Raw genomic sequence first — 22,645 nt, 5'->3', positions numbered from 1 at the left:
GAAGAAATAAATGAAGAAATGGATGAACGCATTTTCCCGCCTGGGGCTTTTTCCGAAACTGTTCCTTGTTATGGTGGTCAGCATCATTCTTGTTTCCGTACTCATTCTATGGACATCGATTCATATGTCGACCAAGCTGTTTACCGAGACGTTCAGTATTACGAACTCCAAGGTACTTAGTCAGATCAAAACGAACTTTGAATCCTTTAACGATGCGATCGCTGCTGTATCCAATAATGTTAGACAAAGCGGGGCGATCCGTGGTTATTTGTCTGAGGGGGAGGGTGACTCCCTCACGATGGCAAAATCCTATTATAATATGAGGGAAACGATGGACCGGATTCAGTCGATCACAGAGTCCTATGAAGTCGGTATTACGATTAGCGGTATTAATGGGCGTACGTATTCCACCGATCGGTCTCATCTTCGTTTATCAGCGGATGAATTGAAAGAACAGCCGATAACGCTGGAAGCAGCGGCAAGTCCGAATCGGATCATTTTTGACGACTATCAGACGAATGATGAGACTGCCGGGCAGATGATTTCAGCGACCAAAGCATTGACGGATCGTGCCGAAAATCGACTCTACGGTACATTGTATGTGACTATGAGAGAGAACGCATTTCGTCAGTTCTATAGCAGTTTCACGAGCCGAGGCAACGATGTGGTTATCCTGAATGATGCAGGTGAGATTGTATCGTCCAATCGGGAAGAGTGGATCGGTACCACTCAACTTGAATTGCTGACCTATGCCAGAGAAATGAATAATAACGAAACTGCAAAAGGGTTAAATGCACGAGTCATGGATCAGGACAGTGTAGTATTGTCCGAGTACTTGCCATTTTACCGTTTTTATATCATAAACGTCGTCGACAAGGATCTCGCAATGGGGCAGCTGATTGATATGAAGACGGTTGCTCTGATTTGCGCTGGCATTGTGGCTGCTGCCCTCATACTGGTATTTCTAATTACGAATCAAATCACCAAATCACTGCGCAGACTCGTGAAGCAAATGTCCAATATTACTAAAAGTGATCTGGACAACTATATTCCGGTCAGCGGAAGTTATGAGAGCCGACAGCTTGGTCATGCCTATAACTACATGCTGGATGAGCTGCATGACTATGTGGATCAACTGGTACTTACACAGCGAGAGCAGCGAAACGCTGAGCTAGCGGCGCTGCAAAGCCAGATTAATCCTCATTTTTTATACAACACTCTGGCTTCCGTTAAAGTTCTAGTGCAGCAGGGGAACAAGGACAGGGCTGCCGAAACCATTAATGCGCTAATCTCTTTATTGCAGAATACGATTAGTAACGTGAGTGAGACAATAACGGTGGAGCAAGAAGTCGAAAATCTGAAAAACTATGTATTCATTAATCACGTCCGATACGGCGGACGCATTAAAGCGGCCTTTTACGTAGCTCCGGATTGTACGCATTATCATGTGCCCAAGCTGGTGATTCAGCCCTTTATTGAGAATGCCTTCTTCCATGGATTCATTTCCAAGGAAACAGGCACCATTCATGTGATGGTCTCCAGAGCCGGAGAGTCATTGATATGCGAGATTATGGATAACGGCGACGGGATCGAAGGATTCTCCATGGGTGAGTCGCTGCCCAATCCGAAGAATAATCGGCAGTTGTTCAGCGGTATCGGTATACGGAATGTACATGACCGCATAGAGCTGTTGTACGGGGCACCTTATGGTGTAACGATAATGAGCAAACCGGGAGAGGGGACAAGGGTTACCGTTACACTCCCGTTGATTACGAGCTAAACAATAGGGCTTAAGTGAAAGCAAGGATGTTATTTAAGTGAAAGTAGCTTCAATAGGAGGCCTTCCTGTTTTGTCAATGACAACACGGGAGGGTCTTTTTGGTGGGCAAAGCCAGAGAATGAAGCCTGACTTGTAAAATATTCAGATCAAAAAGTACAAAATCAAAAGAAATTACAAAAAAACAAATTTAATGCAAGCGGTTTCTGTAAAGGTTTTCATTGTGGCAATAAGATGACAAATCCACACAAAATTATTACTAACGAATGAAGATTTGGGAATGATAAGATGATTATATCGAAAGCAAACGCTTTCAGAAAACGTAAACAATTTACAAACAAAGAGGTTAAGGGGAGTTGAATGGTTTGAAAAAAATGTGGGTATTGATGCTCGTAACTGTTCTGTTATTGTCTGCATGTTCTTCCGGTGGAGGAGGAAATACGGCAAGTGAAGGTGAAAAAACCGCCAATGAAATTACGATTTGGGCTTGGGACAAGGCATTTAACGTAGCTGCAATGGAAGCAGCAAAAGAAGCATATCAGAAGGAAAATCCTGATCTGAAAATTAATATCGTTGAGTATGCTCAAGATGCTATTATTCAGAAGCTCAACACCGGCCTGAATTCTGGAACAAGCAGTGGTCTTCCTAACATCGTTCTAATTGAGGACTATCGGTCACAAAGCTTTTTGAGTGCATATCCTGATGCGTTTAAAGATATGTCCTCTACAATCAAAGCTTCCGATTTCGCAGAGTACAAACTGGGACCTACGGCTTTTGATGGTAAACAGTACGGTGTTCCGTTTGACTCCGGTGTAACAGGTCTCTACTACAGAACTGATCTGCTGGAGCAAGCAGGCTACAAAGCAGCTGACCTTCAGGACATCACATGGGATGATTACATCAAAATCGGTAAAGATGTAAAAGCCAAAACAGGTAAGGACCTGATCACACTTGATCCCAACGATTTGGGTCTGATCCGCATGATGATCCAATCCGCAGGCTCATGGTATTCCAAGGAAGATGGAAAAACACCTGATCTGGCTGGCAATGCAGCGCTGAAAGAAGCTTTTGTAACCTACAAAGCACTGATGGATGCAAACATCGTTAAGCTGAACTCTGACTGGAGCCAATTCGTGGCAGCATTCAACAACGGTGATGTAGCTACGATTCCTACAGGAAACTGGATTACACCATCTGTTCGTCAAGAAGCATCCCAATCCGGCAAATGGGCGGTAGCACCGCTTCCTAAAATGGCTGGACAATCGAATTCTGTACATGCTTCCAACTTGGGTGGTAGCTCATGGTACGTCATGAACAATGTTGCTGGTGCAGACCAAGCTGCTGATTTCATGGGTAAAACATTCGGTTCTGACAAACAATTGTATCAAGATTTGCTGAACAACATTGGTGCGATCGGTACGTACAAACCGGCAGCAGAAGGCGAAGCATTTGATAAAGCCGATGAGTTCTTCGGCGGACAAAAAGTATTTGCTGATTTTGCAAAATGGACACAAGAAATTCCTAGCGTAAACTACGGTATCAACACATATGCCATCGAGGACATTCTGGTTGTTGAAATGCAGAACTTCCTGAACGGCAAAGCGATTGATGACGTGCTGACTGATGCACAGAAACAAGCTGAAACACAATTACACTAAGATGATCCACGGTAACTTATAGAACCCAAGGAAGCATCGGAGCCGTTCCACTGTCTGGCGCAAGCAATAGCCGACCCGGACATGGTGGAAGGCTCCCTGGGTTCTATCTATGTTACACGGAGAGAGAGGAGCCATACTGTGAAAGCCATGAATACAGGAGACAGTCTCCAAAAGAAAAATAATTTGACTGGATGGGCTTTTATTTCGCTCGCTGTGATCGGGATCGTTGCATTTTACTTCTATCCGATGCTGCAAGCGCTGCTCTTATCGTTCAAGTCTGGTGTAGGAGCCAATCTTGAATTTACGGGCCTTGATAATTATAAACGATTATTTAGTGACACCACGTTCCGCACTGCCGTATCCAACACATTTCTGTACTTGATCATTCAAGTGCCTGTCATGATTATTCTCGGCTTGTTTATTTCCGTTTTGTTGAATGACAGTACGTTGCGCTTCCGCAGCTTTTTCCGTACTGCCATCTTTCTGCCGTGTGTAACCTCGCTGGTTGCTTACTCGGTTGTATTTAAATATCTGTTCTCTTCTGACGGAATGGTGAACCAATTCCTGATGAATCTGCACGTGATTGCTGAACCGATTCAATGGATCACTGACCCGTTCTGGGCTAAAATTACGATAATAATCGCCGTTACTTGGCGTTGGACCGGATATAACATGATTTTCTATCTGTCATCCCTTCAGAACATTGATCAGTCGATCTATGAAGCTGCACGGATTGATGGCGCGAATGCTTTCACGCAATTTTTCAAAATTACCGTTCCATTGCTCAAACCGATTATCCTGTTCACCTCCATTACATCGACGATTGGTACATTGCAAATTTTCGATGAAATTATGAACATCACCAAAGGTGGCCCGGGTAATGCGACGATGTCCATCTCTCAGTACATCTATAACCTTTCGTTCAAATATTCACCGGACTTCGGATATGCGGCAACCGTTTCGTATTCCATCGTGCTGATGATTATCGTATTGTCCATTATCCAGTTCAAAGTGGCAGGTGAGAGAAATGGCTAAAGCAAAAGCGAAACGTATATTCACGTATGTCTTCTTGTCCATCGTTGCATTTGTGTCCATCTTCCCGTTCTTCTGGATGCTCGTCAGTTCGACAAACGCTTCTGTAGATGTCACCAAAGGCAGACTGCTTCCCGGCTCATTTTTCCTGGATAACTTCAACAAATTGCTGGAGCAGACGAACCTGGTACAGGCTCTGGGGAATTCGGCGATCGTTTCAGTCATTTCCACACTCCTGGCACTGTTGATCGGTTCTCTTGCCGGTTATGGATTCGAAGTGTACCGGACGAAATCACGGGATATCGTATTTAACATTCTGTTGCTGTCCATGATGATTCCGTTCGCAGCGCTAATGGTTCCTTTATACCGAATGTTTGCTACGATTTCCGGTTTTGCACCGTTTATTGGAATCAATACGATGGCCGCCGTTATTCTGCCAACCATCACAACAGCGTTCCTGATCTTCTTCTTCCGTCAGAACACCAAAATGTTCCCGAAAGAGATGCTGGAAGCAGGCCGGATTGATGGTTTGAGCGAAATTGGTATCTTCCTGAAGATCTACATGCCAACGATGAAAACAACATATGCAGCCGCTGCGATAATCACATTCATGAGCAGCTGGAATAACTACCTGTGGCCTCTCGTGGTGCTGCAAACGCCAGACCAACAGACGATTCCGCTGTTAATCTCGAACCTCGGTTCCAGTTATTCACCGGATTATGGTGTTATCATGACCGCCATCGTCATCGCGACATTACCGACAGCGCTTGTATTCTTCATTATGCAAAAACACTTTGTCGCGGGTATGGTTGGTTCCGTCAAGTAATTTCAAGTAATGCATCTTTTTAAAAGCGTCTGAACGGACGTCAATGCAGAAAAGAGAGGAGAGGACGCCTGAAATGGCGTGCCTCTGTCTTTCTGTTTGTTTCTGTTTGTTTCGTAAAAGGAAAATAAGGATTTGCACTGAATAAGTAATAAATATATTTGTTTCAAGAGGAGAGGGAGCCGAATGAAAGAAACACAAGCAGATATCAACTGGCTGGGCGATGTGAGTGTATTTGAAGTAAACCGCCTCAACGCTTACTCGGATCATCGTTATTACCGCACGATGGAAGAAGCGAAAGCATCCGGTGCAATGGCTATGCGCTACGACCTTAACGGAACATGGAAATTTAATTACGCCATCCGTCCGGATTGCCGTCCCGAAGCTTTTTACAAGCAGGACTTCTCCAGTGACGGTTGGGATGATATTGAAGTGCCGGGGCATATTCAGCTCCAAGGGTACGGTCAGATCCAATATGTAAATACGCAATACCCTTGGGATGGGTTAAACGATCTGCGTCCACCTGCATTACCTCAGGACCAAAATCCGGTAGGCAGTTATATTCGCACATTCCATTTACCTACAGACTGGCAGAACAGTCCGGTATATATTTCGTTTCAGGGTGTGGAATCTGCATTCTATGTATGGCTCAACGGACAATTTGTCGGGTATGGGGAAGACAGCTTCACAACATCCGATTTTGATCTGACCCCCTTCCTTCAGGACGGAGAGAATAAACTGGCTGTGGAAGTGTATCAACGCAGCACAGGCAGCTGGCTGGAAGATCAGGACTTCTGGCGGTTCTCCGGCATTTTCAGAGATGTGTATCTGTATACTGTACCGGCTGCGCATATTCGAGATGTGCGGGTTGTAACGGATCTGGACAAGTCTTATACCAATGGTACACTAAACGTTGATCTTAAGCTTGAAGGTAAAGCCGCTGCGGGGGCAAAAGTGGAGGCTGAACTACGGGATGCTGAAGGCAACACGGTGAAAACGTTTGGTGGTATTGAAGTTACCAATGGTCTAGCGAGTCTTCGTGAGGAGATTGGCAAAGTAAATCTGTGGAGCGCGGAACTTCCTTATTTATATCGATTGTACATTCGTGTATATGATGCAGCTGGTGAGTTGGTGGAGGTTGTGCCTCAGTCCGTTGGTTTCCGGACATTTGAAATGATTGATAAAGTGATGCACATCAATGGTAAACGTATTGTTTTCAAAGGGGTAAACCGTCATGAGTTCAATCCGCGCCGTGGACGCGCTGTAACCAAAGAAGACATGTTATGGGATGTTCGTACCATCAAACAAAATAATATGAACGCTGTTCGTACATCTCACTATCCAAACCAAAGCCTGTGGTATGAACTGTGTGACGAATACGGATTGTATGTAATCGATGAAATGAACCTGGAGACGCACGGATCATGGCAGAAGCTTGGTGCAGTTGAGCCGTCATGGGTTATTCCTGGTGATAAACCGGAATGGCATGACATCGTTATGGATCGTGCAGTGTCGATGGTAGAGCGGGATAAAAATCATCCGTCCATTCTCATCTGGTCTTGTGGTAACGAGTCCCATGGTGGTGAAGTTATTTATAAAGTGTCTCAATACTTTAAAACAGCAGATCCGACCCGCCTCGTTCACTATGAAGGAGTCTTCCACGACCGTCGCTTTAACGAGACGAGTGACATGGAATCGCGCATGTATGCCAAACCGGCGGATATTGAGGAATTCCTTAACGCTAATCCGGAGAAACCTTATATCAGCTGTGAGTATATGCATGCCATGGGTAACTCCATTGGCGGTATGCATAAGTATACGGAACTGGAAGATAAATATCCGATGTACCAAGGCGGCTTCATTTGGGATTACATCGATCAGGCTATCTACAAAAAAGATCGTTACGGCAAGGAATTCCTAGCTTATGGTGGAGATTTCGGCGATCGTCCTTCGGACTATTCGTTCTGTGGCGACGGGATTGTGTACGCAGACCGTAAAGTGTCTGCCAAGATGCAGGAAGTGAAATTCCTGTACCAAAACATCAAGCTGTTCCCCGATCGGGAAGGTGTGAAAATCGTTAACGGTAATTTGTTTGCAGAAACGTCTGAATTCGAACTGGTATACAGTCTGGAGCATGAAGGTCACAAAGTGCTGTACGGAATACTGGACGTAAACGTAGGCCCACAAAGCGAAACTATTGTGAAGCTTCCTCTTGATGTGCAATCTCTTGCTGGTGGGGAATATGCAGTGAATACCGCGTTTGTATTAAAAGCGGATACGCTGTGGGCGGAAAAAGGCGAAGAAGTTGCCTTTGGACAGTTTATATTTACTCAGGGCAAGTCGGAAACTGCGGTGTCGGATCTGAATCTGACAAATGAAATTCAGGTAGTAGAAGGGGACGTTAATATCGGTGTAAGGGTTGGGCAAACCCATGTCCTGTTCTCCAAAGCTTTCGGTACAATGGTATCTCTGAAGCTGTCAGGCCGCGAGACGATTGCTCAGCCTCCAGTGCCGTTGTTCTGGCGTGCGACCACCGATAATGATAAGGGTACTGCCATGGGCTTCGAGCTTGGAGCTTGGTATGCTGCAAGTCTGTTACCTAGATGTGTGAATTGGAAAGCAGAACAAAACCCGAGTCAATATCGGATCGAATTCACGTACAAGCTTAATATTTCGGCAGATGTACAAGTAAAAGTGGCGTATACGGTACGCGCAGATGGAAGTGTGCATGTGCATAATACGTATAAAGGAACGGCAGGTTTGCCAGATCTTCCGATTCACGCCCTTTCCTTCAAGACTTCGCCGGACTATGAAAACGTAGAGTGGCTGGCGCTGGGACCGGAAGAAAACTATGCGGACCGTGCATTTGGCGCACGACTGGGTATCCATAGCAGCAAGGTAGCAGATACCGTTGCGCCATATCTTGTACCGCAGGAGTCGGGCAACCGCACGGGTGTACGTTGGGCGAAATTGACCGACAACGCTGGACGTGGCTTCAAAATTGAATCTTCTGCAGCTCCAGTTGAGCTGAATGTGTCTCCATATACGGCATTTGAGCTTGAGAATGCACAACATGCGTATGAGCTGCCTCCGGTGCATTATACGGTTGTAACGGTAGCCGGCAAACAAATGGGCGTAGGGGGCGACGATAGCTGGGGTGCACCGGTTCATCCGGAATACCGCATCGCCTCGGACAGCGAGCTGCAATTTGAATTTGTCATTCGTGCGCTGTAATAGGGATATATAAGATGTAGCTAAAGGACAGAGGTCTCCGCAAGTTGGGGGCCTCTTTTTTGTGATCTGAGGATGGTCTCTGAAACCGCTACCGCATCTACCTCGTACAGTACTGAACATGGGTAAAGGAGGGGCTTATTTTGAGTAGAAAAGCAAAGACAGGTGTATGGGTAACGCTGCTGGTCATATTGGGCATCATCGTGGGATGTTTCATCTGGTATTTCAACACGGCTTCAGGTGAACGTGCGCTGAAAACGATGCGGTCCAATAACTCCGGCGGTCTGGAACGCGTGGTTAAAGTTTACAGTGACTCGGGAGAGTTGATTCATACGTATGAAGGTAAGATTGATTTACAGGATACAGAGTATGGGAACAAGGTACTTTTTGATCTGGATGGCAAGCGGATTGTAATCTATAACGCGACCGTGATAAGTGAAGAGAAGTAAATGGGGGGCGGTGTGGAGAGTTTAGACACGAGTATTCCGATGACACTCTTTCGCTGATATGGTAAAATTAAGAAAATTAGATGGTTGAGAGGTGAGAGGCATGTTCTTGGAGATGTTGTTGATCCTGATTGCCATACTGGGAATGGGCGCGTTTTATTGCTTAATCGCTTATTTCCTGATTCGTCTCATTTCCAGAAAAGCATTCAAGCGCACGTTAACCAAGTATGAAGCAATTGAAATATTGGTATGGGCAGCCATGGCGTTTTTCGCAATCGTGATGATTAAAAATCAGTCATGGAATATCTTTTTGCCTATAGCTCTCCTTATGATTACAATGAATAACTTGCGCCGTTCAAATCGGAAGTACATAGAGATGAGCAAAGAGATGAACAATGAGGGGACTTAATATAATACTTGCTTTGGTTCAAGTACATAATATGGGATAACAAAAAGAAGCCCTCTTTCGAGAGCTTCTTTTTCATGGGAGAGGAGAAACCGGACGAAGAGCTTATGGGGAAACGTAAGTCTTCTCCGCGGTTGTCTACGACACTTGTGATGTCGATAATTACAGGATGGCCTGGAAGTTTCCTTTTTATACATCTTCGTCAACAATTTGGTCAACAATTTTCTTGAGCGAAAGCAGACGGACTATTTTTCAAACTGAACCCGATTGTGGTACGATAGCTTTATCAATAAACTTACATAGAGAGAAAAGGTGACTCATCAGTGAGAGTGGTATCTGGGAGTGCGAAAGGCAGACCGCTGAAGGCTGTTCCTGGCACAGGAACGCGGCCGACCACCGACAAGGTGAAGGAAGCGTTGTTTAGTATGATTGGCCCTTATTTTGAGGGTGGAACAGCATTGGATCTGTTTGCAGGCAGTGGTGGTCTCGGTATTGAGGCGCTGAGCCGCGGCATGGACAAGGCTGTTTTTGTTGACTTGGAATCGAAGAGTATTGAAGTGATACGTGCGAATCTGAAGGCAACCAAGTTGGAAGATCAGGCGGCTATATACCGGAATGATGCCAGTCGTGCATTGAAGGCACTCGCCAAGCGAAGCACTCAATTTGATCTCGTATTTCTGGATCCGCCCTACCGTATGAAAAATGGGGACGAGTTAATGCTTACGATGCACGAGCTGGATCTGCTTGAACCGGAAGCGACCATCGTGCTTGAATATGAATCCAAATATAATTACCCTGAGCAATTCGGCCCGTTTGAACAAACGCGCAAGGCATTGTATGGGGAGACAGCTGTATCCATCTATCATTATGCACCTGCTGCAACAACAGAAGATGGAGAACCTAGCCCAGCGGAAGAGGAGGCTCCTCATGAGTGAAATGATACATCGTCAGGAACGAATTGCCGTATATCCAGGGAGTTTTGATCCCGTAACCATGGGCCATCTGGACATTATCGCCCGGGCGTCGAAGCAGTTTGATCGCGTCGTTGTGGCTGTATTGAATAATATGAGCAAAAATCCATTGTTTACGGTGGAAGAACGCAAGAGTCTCATTACGGAAGTCACGAGTCATCTGCCGAATGTGGAAGTGGACAGCTTCCGTGATCTGACGGCGAATTATGTACGGCAAAAAGATGCTCAGGTCATTGTCCGCGGCATTCGCTCGGTGACGGATTTTGAATATGAGCTGCAGTTGGCTTCGACCAACAGCAAGCTGAACCCGGATGCGGAAACCATCTTTATGATGACCAATCCAAAGTATTCTTATCTGAGCTCCAGCATCGTCAAGGAAATTGCCCACTACCACGGAGATGTCACCGATCTGGTCTCACCTGAAGTGGAAGCTGCGCTGCGTCAAAAAATTAGCGAGAAAAACGGCGGTTGAACCAGAAGGTCAGCCCGGACAGGCTGATCATGACGGTAAGCAGTAATGCCAAACCGACACCGGCAGCAGGAAAGCCGCTCCAGACAGCCTCGATGATGTCTGAGGTGTTCATGCCAACCAGGGATTGTTTGTTCAGAAATGGTGCCAAACGGTTGCCTGAAGTGGTCTGGAAAGTGGTCCACACCTCGGAGCTGTAACGGCTGAATGGCAGCCACAGCAGCAAGCTGATTGAAAATGCAACCAACGCATGAAGCAGGCGGACTCCGGCAAAATACAACATGGACGTTGTTGCAAGTCCCGCAGATTTCAGCACGGCGGAGACTTGCAAAAGGGAGCACAGACCTCCCCAGCCAAGAACGGCTGCAAGCAAAGATATCAGGAGAACGGGTGTCAGTGGACTCTGACTCAAGTGATAGGTTCCGAGATGGAGCTCCAGTAGTGAGGGCCAAAAAGTTACGGAAGTATCCGGGGTGATATAGAGCGTGAGCAGCCGAACAAATACGGCAAACACAATCATATATCCTCCGGTCATCATTAACGTTTGCACAGCTTGGGAGACCGTGTCACCAAGCAATTTGCCGAACCCGCGCCCGTCACGTTCCTGGGCGTCACGGGCTGCAAGCATCATCTGGGACCACAGACTACGCTTTTTGAGTGAAGCAGTGTGGCTCGCAGATGTGAGTTTTTTTGGATCGGAAGCAACCTTATTGCTTTCCAAATCAGCAGATGAAATGACGATACGGGTATTTTTTGATTTCACAGGCAGAAGACGTACTCCGATCATGGTAGCGATCCAGCCACTAACCCAGTGAACGATCAGAAGGAAATATCCGGCCGCAGGCTGGTGGAGAAAAGCTGCACCAATGACAAGTATAATCATCAGTGGATTGGCGAAATGAGCTGCTGCTGCCACAATACCCGCCTGTTTGGCGGTAATTTGTTGATCCTGCGCTAATCGGGATGCGGTATCCGCTCCTGCTGGAAAGCCGCCACACATGCCGACCGCAATAGCCAGTCCGGCTTTACCTGGCAGGCGGAACCAGCGCTGCATCAAAGGGCCTAGCAAGACGCCAAGCGCGTGGGTGAAGCCGAATGCAGTCAGCATTTGGGATAACATCAGGAATGGAAGCATGGCAGGAAAGATGATTTTCCACCAAATATCCAAACCTTGGATAGAGGCATCAAATGCATCTTTCGGAGATACAACTACTGCAACTACCAGCAATAAAGCGCCGGTACTCAGAAGTACTGTTCTTAACGGTCCAGAGCCCGCAATTTCGCTCTGCATTGTCATTGTTTCACCTCATATGGATAGTGCCGCATACACTCGGCCAGGATTGGTTGTGGACGGCCGAATGACGCCCGTGGGCGCTTCGGCCTTGACCGGATAGGCTACTGTAAACAGCGGCCTATCCGGCCTGTACCATTGTATGCAAAAGCATGAGAGTGTTAGACTTATAATTATTGAAAGATACGCAAAGAACGGGGGCTCATGCAATGAATCGGATTCGGAAATCTGGCGGATTCAGAGCTTCGATCTTTGTGATCGTGGTCGCTCTAGTCGTCTATGTTGCGGTATATATGCCAACGCCATATATCATTTATATGCCAGGCAGTGCCGATGAAGTAAAACCGATGGTTACCGTGAAAGAGGGGGATAAGGAAGAACGCGGTGTGTTTATGATGACGACAGTGTCGGCAACATATGCCAATGTGTTTTTGCTAGGAACCTCTTTGTTTAATCGAAATGCACAAGTGGATAAAAAAGAAGATCGACTGCGCGGCAAAAGCGAAGCGGAATATTCTGCCGAACAGGTCTGGTTCATGAGTGATTCGCAATCCTCGGCAATGGAAGCAGCTTATGAGCAAGCGGGAGTGAAATACTCGATCGTTCCTGAGCATATTTTTGTATTTGGACTGTCTGAAGATCCAAAACCTAAGGGAGATATTGAGCCCGGAGATATTATTTTGGGTGTAGACGGAACGGCAACTCCGGACAATACGGTGCTCTCTGAGCTGTTGAAGAACAAAAAGGTCGGAGATACGGTTGAGATGCAATTGGAGCGAGGTGGGGAAACCATCAGCCGCGATGTTCAACTGATTGAAGTGAAAGACAGCAAAACGGGTGAAACTCGCCCGGCATTGGGTGTCATGATCGGTGCGGTACAGAAGGTCAAGGCAGAAGATCCGGATAAACAGATATCTTTCACGGATACTCAGGTAGGTGGCCCATCTGCCGGACTGATGTTCACCCTGGAGATTTATAATCAGTTGACCCCTGGAGATTTGACGAAAGGTCACCGAATTGCTGGCACAGGCACGATTAACAAAGAAGGTGTGGTTGGCGCAATTGGTGGCGTTGTACACAAAATTGTTGCCGCAGATCGGAAAGAAGCAGAAATTTTCTTTGTGCCGAAGGACAATTATAAGGAAGCTGAAGCCAAGGCTGAACAGATTGGTACCAAAATGAAACTTGTCCCTGTTAGCACGGTGGATGACGCACTGGCTTATCTGAAAACCTTGTCCGTCAAATCATAAAACGATCATTATTCGTGAATTGGATGGCTGAAAGAATACTTGAATAATGTAGAAACCCCCTATTGCAACGATGTCGAATCGGTGTGCAATAGGGGGTTTTTGGTTGAATAATGGATATCATATAACAAATCATCAACAGAGTGTGATCACTCTCATATCAGTAGACGGGGATTGCATTAATTCAGTTGAAAATTGGAAAAACCTGGTGGGTTGATCCGACTGAACAATGATGTTGAGGGCTGCGAATGGTTATGTTCATTCCGCTATGGATATGACTGAATGTAAAGCTAGAGCCTCACAGGCGGTTCATAGTAGTCGCTGTACATGATGCGCGTATCGACGTGTTCGCAGGCGAGTGTGTATGCTGCCTGAGCTTGTACATCCAGCTCCAGCTGGTTATGGACAAAGGTCGATGGTTTCAGCAGCACAGGCAGAGAAGCCGTCTTTTTCATGTGTTTCAAGAGGCTCTGTCCTTGTGCATTAAACCCTAGCACCCGCAGATATCCTGGACCTTCAGCCAGTTTCTCGGGTGAACACTCGGCCTTAGTATGGTTCAGCAGCAAATGGGTCAGCATGCGCTGCAGCTTTGTGCGTGTGTACCGTTTCGTCTTAAGCGCGTTCAGCAACGCTTCGACTGAAGGCTCCGGCAGCTGAGCAAGCGTGCGGCTCAGCCGGTGTTCGAGCCCTTCCGTGACCTCGGCGATCTGCTCCAGCTCGGAGGCACGGCGGGTGGCCGCGATGTGCAGCAGCGGCTGTGCAAAGCGCTCCCAGTGCACGGGAGCGCGCCCCTCCTGCCATTCGCGCCGCAGAATGGCAAGGGTTGCCGCCGGCACGTATGGCGCGGCGGCTTCGGGCCCGTCCGCCATCAGCAGGCGGCGGACGGCGGTTGCACTGGCGATCGCCCCGGGTCCGGGCGTCGCCTCGTGATACGCGGCACCGGTACGCGCCGCCGTAAAGGGCTTGATCGCGCTGCCCAGCCGTTGCAGCGCGATCAGGTAGTGCAGCCCAAGCGAATTGTTGGGCTGTCCCAGCAGTGCAGCGGCGTCGTCCGCATCGACGCCGCCAGGCGCCAGTGCTGCCGCCGCACCTGCGTATGCGGCGGGGTAGCTGGCGCCTTCCCGCAGGCGGCGCGCGATATCCTCGCGCAGCCCTGCGGGTTCCACAGCCAGCACACGCGCAATGCGCTGCAAGCTGTCCAGGTCGCCGGACTCGCTGCCGAAGCAGAGCGAGTCCACAGCGCCGGTGCGGTGCAGCAGCGACACCGCACCAAAGGCGAACCACTCGGCCGGTTGTACAGCATAGGCAACCGGCAGTTCAATTACAAGATCGGCGCCAGCATGCAGCGCCATCTCGGTGCGTGCCCTTTTGCCCACGATGGCGGGTTCGCCGCGCTGGAGAAAAGGGCCGCTCATCACGGCCACAACAACGTCTGCTCCACTAAGCCGCCTTGCTTCACTCAGATGGTAGACATGTCCATTATGTAAAGGATTATATTCAACAATGACGCCAACGGCTTTCATATGGGAACGCGCTCCTTTCGGTAACAATACAATCGGAAAGAAATTTTTCACTTCCTGGCCCGATAACATACGAGCTCATCTTGTTCCATAATAGGCCATGGATATCCCTTTGTTCAAATCATGAAGCAATATAATAAAACGAAATAGACATGAATTCTTCTCATGGATAGAGTTTAAATCTGCTCACAAAATGCATGACTTGTAGTTTAGCCTATAGTAAGCCTATAATGTACCAGGGATTGAATGAGGTTCGGGATCTTCATTTTCTAAAGGGTGTAAAGTTAAAAGTGTTGACAAACGTCTTGAAAAATCGGTATAATGATTTTTGTTTGTTAAGTCAATTTCATAATATTTTTAACGATGATTCGTCAGAATACATACAGTCAGGAATATGATGTGTTGCAAGAGTCAGGCTTGACCTGTATAACTGCGTAAGGCGTTTAACTTTAATTATGAGATTGGTTTCGTTTGGAGTGATGGGAAATGTTAATGCCATTTCGCAAAGTGGCTACCAGTGACCGACCCCTGCAGTTCAATGAACAGTGGGATATCAAGGAACTGGTTTCTAACCGACAGGATATCACAGCCGTTACCCCGCTGACTGCGGATTTATCTGCAGAGTACAGAGAGGGCGACGTTGTGGATGTTCATGGCAAACTGACAGCAGGAGTGGACATGTTATGCTCCCGATGTCTCAAGCCGATTAATGAACATTTTCATATTGATTTTCATGAGCAATTCAAGCAGGGGAAACAGCCAGAGGAATTGCCCGAAGATGACGATACTTTCTACGTGGATGGAGAGAGCGTTGATCTGAAAGGTTATGCCGAGGAAGCTTTTCTGCTGGATCTTCCGTTTATACCGCTATGCAGCGATACATGCAAAGGGTTATGCCCCAAGTGTGGCCATGAGCTGAACGAAGGTGACTGCGGTTGTGATAACCAAGTTATCGATCCGCGGCTTGCAGGGCTCAAGGATTTTTTTAAATGAGCATGAGTGAAAATCGAACATTGTAACAACTACCTGCAAAGGTTGATTTTGATAAGGAGGTGGGAATAATGGCAGTACCTCAACGGAGAACGTCCAAGACGCGTCGCGACAAACGTCGCACTCACTTTAAATTGGCTGTACCGGGCATGGTGAAATGTGAACAATGTGGCGAACTTAAACTTAGTCACCACGTGTGCAAAGTGTGCGGAACGTACAAAGCAAGAGAGATCATCTCTCAATAATAGCTAGACATCAAGTAGCACTTCATTTCGATGAGGTGCTACTTTTTTTAGACCATAACATCGCAAGATGGACCACTTCTACCTGTATTCTATCTCCTTGAATTGAATTCAACAAAACGATTTTCATATTTTAGTAATGCACCGTACTGGCTGTGTTCGGGACTGTGAGACCAGGCGCCGCAAGGCAGGATTGTTTTTGTTCAGCCAGCCTTTCTTTTTGACACGGGATGAGATATACTATAGTTTAGTACCAGGTTCTAAGATTTGACGTTACATAAACATGAACCATGATTCGTGTGAGAACGACCCTGCTGAACAGGGATGCAACTATAGAAGCACGTGGAAGAATGTCGAACTGACCGGATGGGGCGGTTCCTTAAACGATACAGCGGGGGGTGTCAGGCATCGAACGTGTACCGAAGAGACAGAGGCAGCAGCAGTTGACCAAAATGATCGAAGACAACCCGTTTGTGACGGATCAGGAACTTACACGCCAATTGAAGGTGAGTATTCAGACGATTCGTCTCGACAGGCTTGAGCTTGGGATTCCCGAGCTGCGAGAGCGGATGAAGCTGATGGCCGAGCGTTCCTACGATCAGGTGCGCTCCTTGCCCCTGCATGAGATTATCGGTGATATTGTGGACCTGCAGCTGGACAAGAGCGGGATTTCATTGTTTGAAATAAAGGAAGAACATGTATTTTCAAGAACGGGCATCGCTCGGGGGCACTATGTCTTTGCACAGGCTAACTCTCTGGCAGTAGCCGTTATCAATGATGAGATCGCTTTGACGGCTTCCGCAGACATTCGTTTTGTCCGTTCGGTTCATTTGGGAGAGAAATGTATTGCGAAGGCATATGTGAGATCGATCCCGGGTCAAAAGGGTAAAGCGAAAGTGGAAGTTTTTACTTACGTGGGTGAAGAAATGGTGTTTCAAGGCAACTTTGTAATCTACCATTCAGGTGGAGAAGACAGCGTAGAAGGAGGTCATATGGAATGAAAATCGTCATTGATGCCATGGGAGGCGACAACGCACCTGTGGCAACAGTAGAAGGTGCGATCGCCGCAGCTACGGAATGGGCGGATACACAGATCGTTCTGGTCGGCGATGAAGCCAAGCTGGAACCTCTTCTGAGTAAGTCGGGCGCTAAACCTGCCAATCTGACGGTTCGGCATGCTTCCGAAGTGATTGGGTCGGATGACGAGCCAGTTAAGGCTGTCCGGCGCAAAAAGGATGCCTCCATGGTAGTCGCAGGCCGGATGTTGAAGGAAGGCGAAGCGGATGCCATGATCTCCGCGGGCAATACCGGAGCACTGATGACAGCCGGATTGCTTGTGGTCGGTCGTATGGAAGGCATTGAGCGCCCGGCACTTGCGCCCATGATTCCTACGATTGATGATGTGGGTGTACTGGCACTTGATCTCGGAGCGAATATGGATGCGAAACCGGAACACCTTGCACAGTATGGTCTGATGGGAAGCTTGTATCGGCAAAAAGTGCAGGGAATTGCTTCGCCAAGAGTTGGCCTGCTCAATGTGGGAACGGAACCGGGTAAGGGGAATGAGTTGACCAAACATGCATATCCTTTGCTGGAGCAACTTCCGATTCGTTTTGTTGGTAACGTAGAGGCCCGTGACGTGCTAACAGGTGCGTGTGATGTACTTGTGTGTGATGGGTTTGCCGGAAATATATTGCTGAAATCGCTTGAAGGCACAGCAGGTGCCATTTTCGCTCTGCTTAAGGAACAATTCTCATCATCTCTCAAAAGCAAACTGGCTGCTGCTGTGCTTATGCCTGAGCTGCGTGGTTTGAAACGGAAACTGGATTATACCGAGCATGGTGGTGCACCGCTCCTCGGTCTGAGCAGACTTGTGGTGAAAAGCCATGGATCGGCTGATGGCAATGCCATCAAAAATGCTGTGCGCCAAGCACGGATTGCAGTACAGAACCAGCTGGTGGAGAGCATATCTAAGGAAATTAGCGGGAAGTGAGTGACGACATGAATAATTTGCGCCCGGTAGGGGTTATCGGTACAGGCAAATATGTACCTGAGAAAATTTTGACAAACAGCGATTTGGAGAAAATGGTCGATACGAATGATGAGTGGATCGTCAGTCGTACAGGAATCAAGGAGCGTCACATCGCTGCACCGGATCAGGCAACTTCGGATCTGGCATACGAGGCGGCTGTCAAAGCACTTGAATCTGCTGGAATGACTGGTAGTGATCTCGATCTAATTATTGTGGCTACCATTACACCGGACTCTTCGTTCCCATCTACTGCTTGTATTTTGCAAGATAAGCTTGGTGCCAAGGGCGCTGCGGCATTTGACTTGTCTGCTGCCTGCTCGGGATTTGTATATGGTCTGGCGACAGCAACCAGCTTCATCAAAAGTGGCATGTACAATAATGCACTTGTTATTGGTGCAGATTGTTTGTCTCGTATTACCGACTATACCGACCGTAACACCTGTGTGCTGTTTGGCGATGGTGCAGGCGCGGTTATCGTGGGTGAAGTACCGGAAGGCCGTGGATTCAAATCATTCGATCTCGGAGCTGAAGGTGCAGGCGGAAGCCTGCTTCAAATGGAGGGCGGCGGTTCACGTCTGCCTGCATCCGCAGAAACGGTTGAGAACAAAAAACATTACATTTACATGAATGGCCGTGAAGTGTTTAAATTTGCAGTACGGGTGATGGGTACAGCGACAGTCGAAGTGCTGCGCAAGGCTGGTCTGGAACGTACGGACGTGGATTTGTTTGTTCCTCACCAAGCCAATATCCGGATTATCCAATCTGCAATGCAGCGACTAGAACTTCCAGAAGAGAAAGTTGTGGTCAACGTGGATAAATACGCCAACACATCTGCAGCTTCCATCCCGCTTGCTTTGGTTGAAGCCGCTGAAGAAGGTCGCATGAAAGCCGGGGATACTGTCCTGATGGTAGGTTTCGGTGGCGGACTGACGTGGGGCGCATCCGTACTTGTTTGGTAAACTAGACAGCTGGGAGAGTTGAATGGCATGGGTAAAATAGCATTTGTATTTCCCGGACAGGGATCGCAGGCTGTAGGCATGGCTAAGGACGCGTATGAGTCCGTGCCTGCGGCAACAGAAATTTTTCGTACAGCGGACGAAACGTTGGGTTTCTCGCTGAGTAACCTGGTATTCGAAGGACCAGAGACCGAGTTGAAACAAACATCGAATACGCAACCGGCTCTGCTGACAGCCAGTATCGCATTGCTTGAGACTTTTAGAGAAAAAGGAGTTCAGCCTGATTTTACAGCTGGACACAGCCTTGGTGAATACAGTGCACTGGTAGCAGCGGGCGTTCTTTCGTTCGCGGATGCGGTAAGTATTGTGCGTGCACGCGGTCAATATATGGAACAGGCTGTTCCGGGTGGACAGGGAGCGATGGCTGCTGTATTGGGTGCGGATCGGGAAGCGCTGGGGGTGCTTTGCCGGGACGTATCCGAAAGTGGTCATGCAGTTGAACTAGCGAATATAAATTGTCCGGGACAAATCGTGATCTCCGGTGTGAAGGAAGGGGTAGCTGCTGTCGCTGAACGGGTCAAGGAAGCGGGCGGCAAACGTGCCATCACACTTGAAGTAAGCGGTCCGTTCCACTCGTCCTTAATGAAGGATGCTGCAGAGAAGCTGGCTGAGAAACTGAAAACTGTTTCGTTCTCACCCGGGACGGTCCCTGTAGTCGCAAATGTGACTGCAAGACCTGTGGAGGACGGTAAGGTACAGGATTTGTTGACAGCACAGGTCTATTCTCCGGTTTTATGGGAAGACAGTGTGACATGGCTTATTGAGCAAGGTGTGGATACCTTTATCGAGATTGGTTCTGGCAGTGTGTTAACAGGTTTGATTAAAAAAACAGATAAAACCGTTAAACTGTACAATGTAAACAGTCTTGAGACGCTCGAAGCAACGGCAGCTGCACTAATTTGATTAACCATGATTAGATTTGGGGAAAGGAGGAATGATTATGTCTAAACCATTACAAGGCAAAAATGCGCTCGTTACTGGTGCATCTCGTGGCATTGGGCGCAGTATTGCACTCGCTTTGGCCGAGGCAGGCGCCAACGTGGCGGTAAATTATGCGGGCAGTCAAGCGGCAGCTGAGGAAGTAGCGGAAGCAATTCGTGCCAAAGGTGTCGAGGCCATAACGATACAAGCGAATGTAGGCCAGATGGACGAAGCCGAGCAAATGGTCAAAGCTACGATTGAAGCGTGGGGCAACGTTGATATTCTTGTTAACAATGCTGGAATTACCCGTGATAATCTGATCATGCGCATGAAAGAAGAGGAATTCGATCAGGTGATCGAAACCAATCTCAAAGGGGTGTTTAACTGCCTTAAGGCAGTTACGCGTCCAATGATGAAGCAACGGTCTGGAAGAATTATTAACATCTCCTCGGTTGTGGGTGTGCTCGGAAATGCTGGACAAGCGAACTATGTTGCTGCCAAGGCAGGGGTCATCGGTTTGACAAAGGCATCTGCACGTGAGCTTGCCTCCCGCGGCATCACAGTGAACTGCGTTGCACCAGGATTTATTGAGACCGATATGACGAAGGAACTGTCCCAGGAGATTGTGGACAATATGTTGAACGGCATTCCGTTGTCCCGTCTGGGTCAGCCGGATGAAATTGCCGGTGTTGTCACGTTCCTGGCTTCAGAAGCTTCATCTTATATGACAGGGCAGACACTGCATGTTGATGGTGGCATGTACATGTAATTCTTCCCGGACTTGAACAATAGTCGGGGAACAGGCGCTGGACGATCCGAAATGCCGGAAAAAGGCCGGGTTCCCCGGCCGGGAGCCGCATATGTCTTCTATGGCATTTTGCCTGCGATTCTCGTATAATACCAAGGAGGAGGTGAACCGGATGTCCGATGTATTGGAGCGTGTAAAACGCATCGTCGTCGACCGCTTGGGCGCAGACGAAGCTGAAGTTACACTTGAAGCATCTTTCAAAGAAGATTTGGGTGCTGATTCTTTGGATGTAGTGGAATTGGTCATGGAATTGGAAGATGAATTCGATTTGGAAATCTCTGATGAAGATGCAGAAAAAATCACGACCATAGGTGAAGTTGTAAACTACATACAATCTCATACCTAAAGTCAATTCAGTCCCGCTCCTGTTTTCGAACAGGCGGGACTTCTCATCATTCATTGGTTTTTCTCATTCCGCAAGCGGCGCCGGTCAAACGGATCTTCGGATCATGCTTGGCTAGACGTCTGCTTGCGGATATTCCCACAAAATACTTGCGTAATGCAGTCGATATAGAGGTGAGTTGGTTTGAAACAAAGAGTTGTAATTACCGGAATGGGCGTAATGACATCGCTCGGAAAAGATTTGGAAACGTTCTGGGGAAGTTTAATGGCAGGCAAGTCCGGAATCTCTCAGATTGAGGCGTTTGATGTAAGTGAATACACCACTCAAATTGCAGCCGAGATCAAGGATTTCAACCCGGAAGAGTACATGGATCGCAAAGATGCACGTAAAATGGATCGATTTGTTCAATTCGCTGTTGCAGCTGGCTTCAAAGCCGTTGAAGACAGTGGTCTGAAAATTGACGAGAACATTGATGCAGAGCGCTTCGGTGTGTCCATCGGATCAGGTATCGGTGGATTGGGTACTTGGGAAGATCAACATAATGCATTGTTGCAAAAGGGTCCTAAACGCGTAAGCCCATTTTTCATTCCGATGATGATCTCCAACATGGCTTCTGGCCAAATGTCGATTTCTCTCGGGGCGAAAGGTCCTAACATCAACGTGGTAACAGCCTGTGCTACAGGAACACACTCCATTGGAGATTCCTTCAAGCTGATTGCAAACGGAGATGCGGACGCGATGATCTGCGGTGGTGCAGAAGCGACGATCAGACCAACCGGTCTGGCTGGGTTCTGTGCAATGCGTGCCATGTCTACACGTAATGATGATCCTGCCAAATCAAGCCGTCCTTTTGACACCGAACGTGACGGATTTGTCATGGGTGAAGGAGCGGGTGTTCTGATCCTTGAATCCCTTGAGCATGCTCAAAATCGTGGTGCCCGTATTTATGGTGAAGTTATTGGTTACGGTCTCACCGGTGATGCACATCACATGACGGAGCCAGATCCAGACGGAGCAGCTCGTTGCATGAAGATGGCATTGCGTAATGCTGGTATCGAACCGGAAGAAGTGGACTACATCAACGCACACGGAACATCAACTCCTGTAGGTGACAGATCCGAAACGCTTGCGATCAAAAAAGCGTTTGGCGATCATGCGTACAAGCTTGCGGTGAGTTCAACCAAATCGATGACAGGTCATATGCTTGGTGCTGCTGGTGGTGTTGAAGCCGTAATCTGCGGATTGTCGCTGACACATCAGACGCTTGCTCCAACAATCAACCTGGAAAATCAGGACCCGGAATGTGATCTGGACTACGTTCCAAACGTTCCACGTCAAACTAAAGTCAATATTGCCATGTCCAATTCATTTGGGTTCGGCGGTCACAATGCCACCATTATTCTCAAAAAATTTGAAGCATAA

21 protein-coding genes are annotated in these 22,645 nt (G+C 47.8%); 19 read left to right on the top strand and 2 right to left on the bottom strand.

Features of this window, described 5'->3' with window-relative positions; genetic code table 11:
• Positions 1-10 precede the first annotated feature (10 nt).
• The 9 genes from QP794_RS31805 (at position 11) to coaD (ending at position 10,816) form a co-directional block, all read left to right on the top strand.
• Positions 11-1,780: a cache domain-containing sensor histidine kinase gene (locus QP794_RS31805; RefSeq protein WP_285080697.1), complete on the top strand. Its 1,770-nt coding sequence runs from the start codon at positions 11-13 to the stop codon at positions 1,778-1,780.
• 362 nt (positions 1,781-2,142) lie between these two features.
• Entirely contained in the window at positions 2,143-3,435 is a 1,293-nt protein-coding gene (locus QP794_RS31800; RefSeq protein WP_285080696.1) for an ABC transporter substrate-binding protein, read from the top strand.
• Between the two features lie 147 nt (positions 3,436-3,582).
• Positions 3,583-4,470 carry a carbohydrate ABC transporter permease gene (locus QP794_RS31795; protein ID WP_024630158.1) on the top strand — a complete coding sequence of 296 codons (888 nt, stop codon included), beginning with the start codon at positions 3,583-3,585 and terminating at the stop codon, positions 4,468-4,470.
• Positions 4,463-5,293 carry a carbohydrate ABC transporter permease gene (locus QP794_RS31790; RefSeq protein ID WP_024630159.1) on the top strand — a complete coding sequence of 277 codons (831 nt, stop codon included), beginning with the start codon at positions 4,463-4,465 and terminating at the stop codon, positions 5,291-5,293. Before QP794_RS31795 ends, QP794_RS31790 begins: the two co-directional genes overlap by 8 nt.
• Before the next feature lie 183 nt (positions 5,294-5,476).
• Positions 5,477-8,524 (top strand): beta-galactosidase, LacZ type, encoded by a 3,048-nt coding sequence (gene lacZ, locus QP794_RS31785; RefSeq protein ID WP_285080695.1) that lies wholly within the window; start codon positions 5,477-5,479, stop codon positions 8,522-8,524.
• A gap of 140 nt (positions 8,525-8,664) precedes the next feature.
• Positions 8,665-8,970, top strand: a complete 306-nt coding sequence (locus tag QP794_RS31780) for a hypothetical protein (protein WP_053783757.1) — start codon at positions 8,665-8,667, stop codon at positions 8,968-8,970.
• A gap of 100 nt (positions 8,971-9,070) precedes the next feature.
• The gene (locus QP794_RS31775; protein WP_285080694.1) at positions 9,071-9,376 is read left to right on the top strand and encodes a hypothetical protein; all 306 of its coding nucleotides are present in this window, start codon (positions 9,071-9,073) and stop codon (positions 9,374-9,376) included.
• A gap of 320 nt (positions 9,377-9,696) precedes the next feature.
• Entirely contained in the window at positions 9,697-10,308 is a 612-nt protein-coding gene (rsmD, locus tag QP794_RS31770; RefSeq protein WP_285080692.1) for a 16S rRNA (guanine(966)-N(2))-methyltransferase RsmD, read from the top strand.
• Between the two features lies 1 nt (position 10,309).
• Entirely contained in the window at positions 10,310-10,816 is a 507-nt protein-coding gene (gene coaD / locus QP794_RS31765) for a pantetheine-phosphate adenylyltransferase (protein ID WP_094936495.1), read from the top strand.
• Here coaD and QP794_RS31760 read toward each other — a convergent pair.
• Positions 10,794-12,110: a nucleoside recognition domain-containing protein gene (locus QP794_RS31760; protein ID WP_285080691.1), complete on the bottom strand. Its 1,317-nt coding sequence runs from the start codon at positions 12,108-12,110 to the stop codon at positions 10,794-10,796. The two genes, coaD and QP794_RS31760, sit on opposite strands and share 23 nt — an antisense overlap.
• A gap of 203 nt (positions 12,111-12,313) precedes the next feature.
• On the opposite strand from QP794_RS31760, the gene QP794_RS31755 reads away from it, so the two are divergent.
• The gene (locus tag QP794_RS31755) at positions 12,314-13,354 is read left to right on the top strand and encodes a SepM family pheromone-processing serine protease (protein WP_285080690.1); all 1,041 of its coding nucleotides are present in this window, start codon (positions 12,314-12,316) and stop codon (positions 13,352-13,354) included.
• Positions 13,355-13,641: 287 nt separating this feature from the next.
• Here QP794_RS31755 and QP794_RS31750 read toward each other — a convergent pair whose 3' ends face one another.
• A complete protein-coding gene (locus QP794_RS31750; protein ID WP_285080714.1) occupies positions 13,642-14,874 on the bottom strand; it encodes a nucleotidyltransferase in 1,233 nt (410 codons plus the stop codon).
• A gap of 483 nt (positions 14,875-15,357) precedes the next feature.
• Here QP794_RS31750 and QP794_RS31745 point away from each other — a divergent pair, with 483 nt between their 5' ends.
• From QP794_RS31745 to fabF, 9 genes are all read left to right on the top strand, one after another.
• On the top strand, positions 15,358-15,864 hold the full coding sequence (locus tag QP794_RS31745) for a YceD family protein (RefSeq protein WP_024630170.1): 507 nt from the start codon (positions 15,358-15,360) through the stop codon (positions 15,862-15,864).
• Positions 15,865-15,932: 68 nt separating this feature from the next.
• Positions 15,933-16,106, top strand: a complete 174-nt coding sequence (gene rpmF, locus QP794_RS31740; protein WP_017689233.1) for a 50S ribosomal protein L32 — start codon at positions 15,933-15,935, stop codon at positions 16,104-16,106.
• Between the two features lie 449 nt (positions 16,107-16,555).
• Positions 16,556-17,104, top strand: a complete 549-nt coding sequence (fapR, locus tag QP794_RS31735) for a transcription factor FapR (protein ID WP_052016600.1) — start codon at positions 16,556-16,558, stop codon at positions 17,102-17,104.
• Positions 17,101-18,096 (top strand): phosphate acyltransferase PlsX, encoded by a 996-nt coding sequence (gene plsX / locus QP794_RS31730; RefSeq protein WP_079347014.1) that lies wholly within the window; start codon positions 17,101-17,103, stop codon positions 18,094-18,096. The genes fapR and plsX overlap by 4 nt, the downstream gene beginning before the upstream one ends.
• 8 nt (positions 18,097-18,104) lie before the next feature.
• Complete coding sequence (locus QP794_RS31725; protein WP_285080688.1) at positions 18,105-19,094, top strand: beta-ketoacyl-ACP synthase III; 990 nt, start codon at positions 18,105-18,107, stop codon at positions 19,092-19,094.
• Between the two features lie 27 nt (positions 19,095-19,121).
• The gene (gene fabD / locus QP794_RS31720; RefSeq protein WP_285080686.1) at positions 19,122-20,054 is read left to right on the top strand and encodes an ACP S-malonyltransferase; all 933 of its coding nucleotides are present in this window, start codon (positions 19,122-19,124) and stop codon (positions 20,052-20,054) included.
• 37 nt (positions 20,055-20,091) lie between these two features.
• Positions 20,092-20,841, top strand: a complete 750-nt coding sequence (fabG, locus tag QP794_RS31715; protein ID WP_094936421.1) for a 3-oxoacyl-[acyl-carrier-protein] reductase — start codon at positions 20,092-20,094, stop codon at positions 20,839-20,841.
• Between the two features lie 151 nt (positions 20,842-20,992).
• Complete coding sequence (acpP, locus tag QP794_RS31710; RefSeq protein ID WP_285080685.1) at positions 20,993-21,226, top strand: acyl carrier protein; 234 nt, start codon at positions 20,993-20,995, stop codon at positions 21,224-21,226.
• Between the two features lie 180 nt (positions 21,227-21,406).
• Complete coding sequence (fabF, locus tag QP794_RS31705) at positions 21,407-22,645, top strand: beta-ketoacyl-ACP synthase II (protein ID WP_285080684.1); 1,239 nt, start codon at positions 21,407-21,409, stop codon at positions 22,643-22,645.

Source organism: Paenibacillus sp. UMB7766-LJ446, assembly GCF_030226665.1.
Lineage (GTDB): Bacteria > Bacillota > Bacilli > Paenibacillales > Paenibacillaceae > Paenibacillus > Paenibacillus vandeheii.
This window is presented reverse-complemented; position numbering and strand designations above follow the sequence as displayed.